Raw genomic sequence first — 9,217 nt, 5'->3', positions numbered from 1 at the left:
GGGCTGCGACCAGAATGGCCCGTGCGAACGGGCGCTTCGGGGTGACGGACATGTTTCCTCCTGTTGTTGCAGGGGGTTGAACAATCGGCATGGGCGTAACGTTTCTGTACGGTAACGGGCAGAACCGTGTTCACGTCGGGGATGGGATCATCATGTCGAATGTCACATCGATCATCGGCCGGATGATCCGCGACTGCGTGGAGCCGGTGCCGCCTGCCCCCGGCAACCGCCTTCTCGCCGGTCTGTCCCCCTCGGACCTCGCCCTGCTGACGCCGCATCTTGAGCGGGTTTCGTTCGCCGTCGGGGATTACATCACCCGTGCCGGCGATCCGATCGACGGTTTCTGTTTCCTCGAACAGGGCATCGCCGGGGTGCTCGACGCGCTGGAGGACGACCGGCGCTACGCGGTGGGGCTGATCGGCGCGGAAGGGTTCATCGGCTGGCCGCTGCTGATGGGCGACGACCGCGCCCCCTATGACGTGACGATGCGGGCCGAACATGGCGAGGCGCTGCGGATCTCCGCCCCCGCGCTGCTCGCCGCGGCGGATGCCAGCCCCACGCTGCGGACGGCGTTGCTGCGTTTCGTCCATGTCTTCATGCTGCAGATGGGGCGCACGATCGTCTCGTCGCTGGCGCACCCGATCGACCGGCGCATGGCGCGGTGGATCCTGCTGTATCACGATCGCGTACAGGCGGACGAGATCTGCATGACCCACGAGGAGTTCCGCCTGATGCTCGGCGTGCGGCGCAGCAGTATCACGGATGCGCTCCACCGGCTGGAGGAGGATCAGGCCATCCGCGCGCTGCGCGCCAGGGTCGTGGTGCAGGATCGGGCCAAGCTGCTGTTGCTGGCCGGCGATACCTATGGCCGCCCCGAGCAGGAATATGCCCGCCTGCTGCGGTAGGCCGCGAGCCGGGGCGGCGCGACAGGCAGATACACCCGATCGCCCCCCGCCCGCCTTGCCCCGCCGAAGCGAACCGTGCGGCTGATCCGTCCGCGATGACACGGTTCCGTCATCGTCCGTTCGCACAGGTGACATAGCAACTCGTCATGGGCTGCCCCGACCCGCCGGCAGAGGCGGGCTCGATCCATCGGGGGCATCATGACAACCACATCCAGCCGCGCGGCCGTAACGGCCGCCAGCCTCTTGCTCGTCGCGCTCGGCGCGGCGCCCGCCAGCGCCGCCGAGGCGGTGGCGGCCGAAGCGGCGGCGGCGGCCGACGGCAGCGGCCTCGACGAGATCGTCGTGACCGCGCAGAAGCGCCGCGAAAACCTGCAGACGACGCCGATCTCGATCTCGGTCCTGCGCAACGACGATCTCATCAACCGCCACGTCACCTCGCTGGTCGATCTGGGCGACGGCGCCATACCCTCGCTGAAGATCGCGCCGTTCTACTCGCGCAATTCCGCGCTGATCGTGAACATCCGCGGCATCGGCGTGCTCTCCGACGGGAACCAGCCCGCCCGCGATCAGGGCGTCGGCGTCTATATCGACGGGGTCTATCTCGGCCGCGCGCAGGGTCTGGGCACCGCGCTGTTCGATATCGAGAACATCGAGGTGCTGAAGGGACCGCAGGGCACGCTGTTCGGCCGCAATACCGAAGGCGGCGCGGTGAGCATCGTGACGAAGAAGCCGACCGGCGAGTTCCACTTCAACGGCACCGGCGGGCTAGGCAATTTCGGCAGCTACAAGAACGAGGTGCATCTCGACCTGCCGGCGTTCCAAAACATCGCGGTCAAGGTGGACGGCGTGATCGCCCACCGCGATCCGCTGGTGAAGAACCCGCTCGCCGGCGCCGAGGGCTTCAACCAGTATGACAAGCGCGGCCTTCATATCGAGGCGCTGTGGAAGCCGTCGACCGATTTCAGCGCCGATTATTCGTTCGACATCTCGCGCGACGAATCCACGCCGCTCTATCTCAACCTGGTGGCGCCGGGCACGAACCGTCAGGCGGCCATCGCCACCATCCAGCCCGATCGCGTGCGGACGGCCAACGTGGGCGTGCCGCAGCAGTTGAGCGTCGGCCGCGTGCAGGGCCATCGCCTGACGCTGGAATGGGATGCGATGCCCGACCTGACGCTGAAATCGATCAGTTCCTATCGCAAGCTGAAGCAGGGCCAGTTCGACAACGGATCGGCCTCCACCTCCATGTCGAACACCACCGGCGTGTTCACCGGCTTCGCCTTCGCCCGCAACAGCCTGGCGCAGTTCAAGCAGGACCAGCAGAGCCAGGAGCTGCAGGCGATCGGCGACGTCGGCCGCGTGAAGTTCGTCGTCGGCGCGCTGTATTATCGCGAGCATGTCGAGGACAACGCGCAGGCGTTCAACACCAACACCTTCACTAACGCCGCCGGATCGGCCTTCACCGTCGCCACGATCAACCCCGCCACGCAACGGATCGATCGTTCCAGCCATGTCACCACCCGCAGCATCGGCGCCTTCGGCCAGGCGACCTGGACGCCGGACGTGCTGGACGATGCCCTGCACCTGACCGGCGGGCTGCGCTGGACGCGGGACAGCAAGCATGGCGATCTGGATCTCGTCAACGGCCTGCCGCCGATCGACCGCAACGGGGTTTCGGGGCCGATCGGACTCGACGCCGCATGGTCGCGGGTCGATCCGATGGTCAACCTCGCGTTCGACGTGAGCCGTGACGTGCATGTCTATGGAAAGTGGAGCACCGGCTACAAATCCGGCGGCGCGAACTCGCGCTCGCAGGAATATGACGCATTCGATCCGGAATCGGTTTCCATCTTCGAGATCGGCGCCAAGACCGAATTCTTCGACAATCACGCGCGCCTGAACGTCGCGGCCTATGCCGGCACGTACAAGGACATCCAGGTCGATTTCAGCCGCCCGTTCGAGACCGGCGGCCTCCGCCAGACGAGGACGACCACCTCGACGATCAATGCGCCCGGCAAGGGCAAGCTGCGCGGCGTGGAGGCGGAACTGACCGTCACCCCGCTGGAAGGACTGACGCTCTCGGCATCCTATGCGTACCAGTATGTCCGCATCCCGGCCACGGTGAACCCGTATCCCAATGCGGCCGGCGTGATCAGCACGCTCGCGGTGCCGATCTACCAGACCTATACGCCCGAACATTCCGCCAACGGCGCGATCGATTACGCGCTGCCGCTGGAGGGCTTCACGCTTCGCGCGCATCTCGACGGCAATTTCGACAACGGCTTCTACGCCAACGCCAACGATCCGGTCTATCTCGGCCCCAACAATCCGGCGAACGTCCGTCAGCCGCTGGGCGACAAGGCCTTCATCGTGAACGGCCGCGTGGCGATCGCCGACATCGACGTGGGGCGGATGGATGCGAAGGTCGGCTTCGCGCTGTGGGCGCGCAACCTTTTCGACGAGCAGCATCTCTTCTACAAGGCCGTCAGTCCGACGTCGGGCCAGTTCGGCTTCTTCAACGAGCCACGCACGTTCGGCGGCGAGATCAATGTCCGCTTCTGACGCCGGCCTCCGGCGCCGCTTCCGTATCGTCCACCGTCAGGAGTTCCGAATGCGTCTCCCGTTCACCCTGCCGTTCCTGACACTGCTTCTCGCGGGCACCGCTTATGCCCTGCCGGCGGAGGCGCCGCTCGTGAGCCGCACGGCTGCGGATTCACTGACGGTGACGTGGCGCGATCCGAACCCGGTCGACGTCTTCGTCTCCGACGATCCGGCCGCGACCATCGCCAAGGCGAAAGTCGTGTCGAAGGACGACCGCGACGGGCGCGAGATCGTGACGGTGCGCCCGGGCGAGCGGGCGTATTTTTTGATCCGCGATCGCAAGTCCGGCGATATCGCGCGCGTCGCGGAGCGGGTGCTGCCGCTGGAACAGGGATCGAACTTCCGGGACATCGGCGGCTATCCGGCGGCGGGCGGCAAACATGTCCGCTGGGGGCTGATCTACCGTTCGGGCGGCCAGCCCCTGCTCACCACCAGTGACAAGGCGTCGATCCGGGCACTCGGGCTGACCAGCCTGGTCGATCTGCGGTCGAGCGAGGAACGTGTCCTCGCGCCGACCAGGATCGACGGGGTGCCCTATCAGGCGGTCGGCTATTCGATGGCCGCCCTCCTCGGCGGGGGCATGAAGAACGGGGAAGGCACCTATCGCCCGATGCCCGTGCTGCTGGCGCCTCAGCTCCGGCTGGTTTTCGCCGACCTCCTCGCGAAGAAAGGTGCGATCGCCTACAATTGCTCTGCCGGACAGGACAGGACAGGGTTCGTCACCGCCATGATCCTGTCCGCGCTGGACGTACCACGGGACACGATCGTCGCGGACTATCACCTGTCGACGACATACCGTCGACCCGAATGGGAAATGCCGCGGATCAATGCCGCCGCGCACGAAGGCGATCCCGTCGCCCTGATGTTCGCCCGCTACCAGGACAACCCGGGGGCGGCGAAACCGCAGCCGTTGAAGGATCCGGACGGCACGGCGTTCCTCAGCTACGCCTTTGACGAGATCCAGAAGCGCTGGGGATCGGTGGATAATTATCTGGAACGGGAGATCGGCTTGTCGAAAATCGACCGGGCGGCACTCCGGGCGGCCTATTTGGAATAGGACGGCCCTCCCCGGCCGTGAGATCCGGTCGGGGAGGTTCGTCCATCGGCTTTTAGATGCGATGCAGGTGTCACGCAGGAAAGCCGGGAGGCGTGTCGGACTCGCTGATAGGCTTGGGTAGGCACGACGTGGAGGGTTGCCGAGTTTGAACGATGCTTCGTCCCGTTCGGAACGAGCCGCTGCCTCAGCCGGAACGGTCCGACAAACAAGAGGTGACCGGTCCGGACGTCGTCAAAGAGAGCCATCGAGCCGACACGATGTAAGCCCGAGCCGACCCGCGAACCGAGAAACAGCCGCTTGACCGGCCTTCAAAACAGCGTATTCCAGCCCTCACGCGGGTGTAGCTCAATGGCAGAGCAGAAGCTTCCCATGCTTACGACGAGGGTTCGATTCCCTTCACCCGCTCCACTGACCGCTTGAAACCGCAGAAAACCGCCAATTTGAGGCGGAAATGCGAGCAATCTCTCACTTAGCGGCACACATAGAATCCCACATACGGGTCGCACCCGCTCCACTGGCAGGGCGGGTATAATCGCCATGGGGCGCCAGACCTATCTGCTGCGAAAGAACGGCCGCTATCACTTCCGCCGCAGGGTTGCCTTCGGTCGCGGCAACAGCCGACCTATAATGCTCGCGTTAGGCACGACGGACCCGGGGGATGCACGACGCATCGTCAACCGCTTGGCCGTCAAATGGGACGCGATCAGCATGCAGGTTGCACTCGTATCGAGCGGGGAACGCTGACCATTGAAGAGCAGCGGGCGTTGTTCCGCCAAGGTCTTGAGCAAGAACTTGCCGATGCCACGCGGCACGTGACCGCGCCTCGCCGCCCTGACATCGACGAGGATGCCTTCAGTAAGGTTGCCGTTGCTGCGTACACGATCGTCGGCTCGGTATCGCATGATAGCTCAGAATTGTCGTCGGAGCTGATCGAGGCCCACATCGATGACAGCTGGACCGATGCTGAGCGCCGGTTTCTGATGAATATGCTGCGCCTCTACATCACCCCGATGACGGTCAGTCGCAGCGATGCCGTCGATGCACTCGAAGCACTTGGCGGACATCTACCGCGACAAGGTCGGCCGGCTGACGAGCGCCTTCGAGGACGAAGGCATCCAGTCGCAGGCGTTCGAACGGCTGCGCGCGCTCATCGAGACGGTGGTGCTGACGCCGGAGGATGGCGAGCTGGCCATCATCCTGCGCGGCGAGTTGGCATCGATGCTGGAGCTGACTGCCTCGGTCGCCATGCAAAACGCCCCCTCGGCTGTTGCCGAGGGGGCATTGCAAGTGAAGATGGTTGCGGGGACCCGCTTCCATCTTAACTTGCGGGCAAGTTCAGTAGCGAGCCGCGCGGGTGCACTGCTCTCCTTTGGATCGTTCCGAAAACTGTTTGCAGCGGCTGCTCGAGCTTCAGAGCATCGCCGTTCTTTGCGAACTCCGCCGAGACGATAACCCTTTAGCGATTGAGTAGCGGTCCACCTGTATGATTTCCCCGGCGTCGTTGGTTGCGGAGACAAGATCCTTTTGCACGACCTTTGCACCTTTTGGCTGAGTTTAACGGCTCTGCGACAAGCGGCCTTTATATCATCTACGCCGCTTCCTGCCCCCAACGCACCCACTCGATACGAGCCGCGCTTCGATGGCACGACAGACGATGGCGACCGGGTGCTTCGCTGTAGCGATCCGCGCGACCGCGTGGGTCGGCATTATCGAGGCCGGCACACTTCAGTCGCAGACTTGGCTTGTGCTTCGATCGCCGCGCCATAGGCCGATCCATCGAACGTCTTAGGATCCTTGCCGTTCACAAAGGCCGCTAGGCTTTTCCATTGCTGCCAGTCGTGATAGTTCTCGACGCGGACAATCCTAAATTCTTTATCCGTCCGGAATATATCTGCCTCCTGGGCCTCGACTAGTTTCCCGTCGCTCGTCGTACCCGCCCAATATAATACTTGTGCCCATCCATCGTTGGCAGGGTATATCTGATATTTCTTGATCCCAAAGTCACCGATCCGTTTCCAGTACATGCGGAGTTCATTAAGCGAGACATGGTCGGCTCCATCTGCGCTTGGTTTTATCGGACTTTCGCCAAAGGCAGGCGAGAAGAAGGTGGGGTTCGTGCCGAGAACGTCGGCCGCCGGACAGATGGGCGATCGCCCCTCGATATGGGCCTGCGTCATCGCCTGGTGCTCGCGAATGCGTTTTTCGGCCATTTCCCGATGGCGCTCAATGCGGCTGATCTGGGTCGTGGAATCTGCCCAAGCCATTGTAGGCGTTGAGACAAGTACCGCAAAAGTCACAAAGAAGCGTTGCACAATAATTCCTCTCAGCAGTTGCAATCGCTCTTAGTGAGCGGCACGCGGTGCCCCACTGACGATGAAGCTTGTGTGCGCGTCGGCGAGCGAGCTGTTGCCGATCCACGCATCGAAGGTGCCTGGATCGATAACCCAACCCCGCTCGATCGAGTTCCAGTAGCGGACGTTCGCCTCGTCGAGCGTGAAGCTGACCTGTTGGCTCTCGCCCGGCGCCAAGGTCACGCGCCGGAAGCCCTGCAATAGCCGGATTGGGCGGGACTGCCTGCCGGCGCGCTGGTGGATGTAAAGCTGGACCACCTCATCGCCGGCCCGCGCGCCCGTGTTGGTGACCATTGTCGAGACGACGACCTTTCCGCCCGGAGCAAGCTCCGCCTTGTCCACGGTCGGCGGAGCGATGGTGAAGCTGGTGTAGCTCAGGCCGAAGCCGAACGGGATCAGCGGCGTGGAAGGTGCATCCCAATAGCGCCGGCCTGCGCCATCCGGATCGTGACTGAGATTGCGGGCGTAATAGGTCGGCACCTGCCCCACGCTGCGCGGCCAGGTGACCGGCGTCTTGCCGCCGGGGTTGACATCGCCGAACAACGCGCGCGCCACCGCCGTGCCGCCGCGCGAGCCGGGATACCACGCCTCCAAGATCGCCGGCACCTTGTCATACACACCGGTCAGATCGAGCGGTCGCCCGTTCATCAGCACCACAATCACCGGCTTGCCCGTCGCCAGCACCGCATCGAGCAGCTTCCGCTGATCCCCCGGCAATGCCAGATCGGAGCGCGAGGCCTGCTCGGAACTCATCTCGATCTTCTCGCCGAGCGTCAGGATGACCACGTCGGATCTAGCCGCGAGACCAACCGCCTTCTTCAACTCGTCGGCCGCCTGCGCGGGCGTCCAAGGCGTTACCGGGCCGAGCAGCATCGCCAGCGGCGACGGCACCAGTCGTGAGAGCTGGACGCCGGGCGTCGTCTCAACCGTCGCGATGCCGCTCAGGCGCTCGCTTATGCCTTTGAATACCGTCACCGCCTTGACGGCATCCTGCGGGAAGGCCAGCGACAGCGTGGTATCGCCCGGTGAATCCGCCATCGCGCCAATCACCGCCACGCGCTTTTGCGCGCCGGCGACCAGCGGCAAGGCATTGCCGTCATTCTTGAGCAGCACCAGCGAGCGCTCGGCCGCAACCTGCGCCGCCATCGCGTGCGCCGGATCGCTTGTGATCCGCTCGGCGGCTGCCGCATCGACATAAGGATTTTCAAACAGGCCCAGCCGATACTTGACCATCAGCACGCGGCGCACGGCCTCGTCGATCCGCTTCATCGGCACCTTGCCGGCGCGCACCGACGCGACCAGCGTCGAGAAGGCGTTCGGCGCGGTCGACATCTCCATGTCGACGCCGGCGGTGATCGCGCGAACGGACGCATCGGCCCCATCGGCCGCGAAGCCCTGCTTCACCAGATTGTGGACGGCGCTGGCATCGGTCACGACCCAGCCCTTGAAGCCCAGGTCGCCGCGCAGGATGTCGGTCAGCAGCCTTTTGTTGGCCGAAGCCGGCACATCGTTCAGGTCCATATAGGCGCTCATGATGTTGCCGGCGCCGGCGTTTATCGCGGCCGCGAACGGCGGCAGATAGACGTTGTAGAGTTCGCTGTCCGACAGATAGGCGGAATCATAGTCGCGCCCGCCGACAGAGGCGCCGTAGCCGACGAAATGCTTCGGGCCGGCGACGATGTGCCCGGCTGCGCCGATATGATCGCCCTGGAAGCCGCGCACCTGCGCCGCCGCCATCGCTGCGCCGAGATACGGATCCTCGCCCGCGCCCTCGACGATGCGGCCCCAGCGCGGATCGCGGGCGATGTCCACCATCGGCGCGAACGTCCAGTGGATGCCGAGCGCGCGCGCCTCGCTCGCGGCGATCGCCCGCGCCTGCTCCACCCCGGCCGGATCGAAGCTGGCCGCGCCACCGATCGGCACCGGGAACATCGTCCGCATCCCCCAGATCACGTCGTAACCGAGCAGCAGCGGGATCTTGAGCCGCGTCTGCTCAACCGCGATCTTCTGGTATTTATTGGCGACCGCTGGCTCGTGGACGAACAGCAGCGATCCAAGCTCGGCCTTGCGAACATTATCATCGAGCGGTGTCATCGCGGGCATGCCCGGGGGGGCCGACGCGCCAGTCGGGAAAAGCGAAGCGATATCGAAGCGCTGGCTGATCTGGCCAACCTTCTCCTCCAGCGTCATCTGCGCCAGCAGCCGATCCGCGCGTGCCACTGCCTCCTTCTCGGATATCACGCCCACGCCGGACGCGCCCGGGCTGGAGGCGGGGTCGCGAGCGATGGACGTGGTCGGCATTA

7 protein-coding genes and 1 tRNA gene are annotated in these 9,217 nt (G+C 64.5%); 6 read left to right on the top strand and 2 right to left on the bottom strand.

Annotated features, from left to right (window positions below):
- Window positions 1–152: 152 nt before the first annotated feature.
- From FOY91_RS10640 to FOY91_RS10615, 6 genes are all read left to right on the top strand, one after another.
- Window positions 153–905 carry a Crp/Fnr family transcriptional regulator gene (locus FOY91_RS10640; protein ID WP_162527210.1) on the top strand — a complete coding sequence of 251 codons (753 nt, stop codon included), beginning with the start codon at window positions 153–155 and terminating at the stop codon, window positions 903–905.
- A gap of 198 nt (window positions 906–1,103) precedes the next feature.
- Window positions 1,104–3,467, top strand: coding sequence for a TonB-dependent receptor (locus FOY91_RS10635; protein ID WP_145151250.1), 2,364 nt, complete (start codon window positions 1,104–1,106; stop codon window positions 3,465–3,467).
- Window positions 3,468–3,516: 49 nt separating this feature from the next.
- Window positions 3,517–4,563, top strand: coding sequence for a tyrosine-protein phosphatase (locus tag FOY91_RS10630; protein WP_145151247.1), 1,047 nt, complete (start codon window positions 3,517–3,519; stop codon window positions 4,561–4,563).
- 334 nt (window positions 4,564–4,897) lie between these two features.
- Window positions 4,898–4,971, top strand: a tRNA-Gly gene (locus FOY91_RS10625).
- 129 nt (window positions 4,972–5,100) lie between these two features.
- A complete protein-coding gene (locus FOY91_RS10620; RefSeq protein WP_145151244.1) occupies window positions 5,101–5,307 on the top strand; it encodes a DUF6538 domain-containing protein in 207 nt (68 codons plus the stop codon).
- A gap of 294 nt (window positions 5,308–5,601) precedes the next feature.
- On the top strand, window positions 5,602–6,015 hold the full coding sequence (locus FOY91_RS10615) for a hypothetical protein (RefSeq protein WP_145151241.1): 414 nt from the start codon (window positions 5,602–5,604) through the stop codon (window positions 6,013–6,015).
- Between the two features lie 254 nt (window positions 6,016–6,269).
- Here FOY91_RS10615 and FOY91_RS10610 read toward each other — a convergent pair whose 3' ends face one another.
- On the bottom strand, window positions 6,270–6,875 hold the full coding sequence (locus FOY91_RS10610; RefSeq protein ID WP_145151238.1) for a hypothetical protein: 606 nt from the start codon (window positions 6,873–6,875) through the stop codon (window positions 6,270–6,272).
- Window positions 6,876–6,905: 30 nt separating this feature from the next.
- Window positions 6,906–9,215, bottom strand: coding sequence for a glycoside hydrolase family 3 N-terminal domain-containing protein (locus tag FOY91_RS10605; RefSeq protein WP_238995509.1), 2,310 nt, complete (start codon window positions 9,213–9,215; stop codon window positions 6,906–6,908).
- Window positions 9,216–9,217 lie beyond the last annotated feature (2 nt).

The sequence above is a fragment of the Alterirhizorhabdus solaris genome, assembly GCF_007785815.1.
Classification (GTDB): domain Bacteria; phylum Pseudomonadota; class Alphaproteobacteria; order Sphingomonadales; family Sphingomonadaceae; genus Alterirhizorhabdus; species Alterirhizorhabdus solaris.
This window is presented reverse-complemented; position numbering and strand designations above follow the sequence as displayed.

Bases quoted from the DNA above. Each gene is read 5' to 3' on its own strand.
- FOY91_RS10640 (WP_162527210.1), top strand. From the start codon at position 153: ATGTCGAATGTCACATCGATCATCGGCCGGATGATCCGCGACTGCGTG.
- FOY91_RS10635 (WP_145151250.1), top strand. From the start codon at position 1,104: ATGACAACCACATCCAGCCGCGCGGCCGTAACGGCCGCCAGCCTCTTG.
- FOY91_RS10630 (WP_145151247.1), top strand. From the start codon at position 3,517: ATGCGTCTCCCGTTCACCCTGCCGTTCCTGACACTGCTTCTCGCGGGC.
- FOY91_RS10620 (WP_145151244.1), top strand. From the start codon at position 5,101: ATGGGGCGCCAGACCTATCTGCTGCGAAAGAACGGCCGCTATCACTTC.
- FOY91_RS10615 (WP_145151241.1), top strand. From the start codon at position 5,602: ATGCACTCGAAGCACTTGGCGGACATCTACCGCGACAAGGTCGGCCGG.
- FOY91_RS10605 (WP_238995509.1), bottom strand. From the start codon at position 9,215: ATGCCGACCACGTCCATCGCTCGCGACCCCGCCTCCAGCCCGGGCGCG.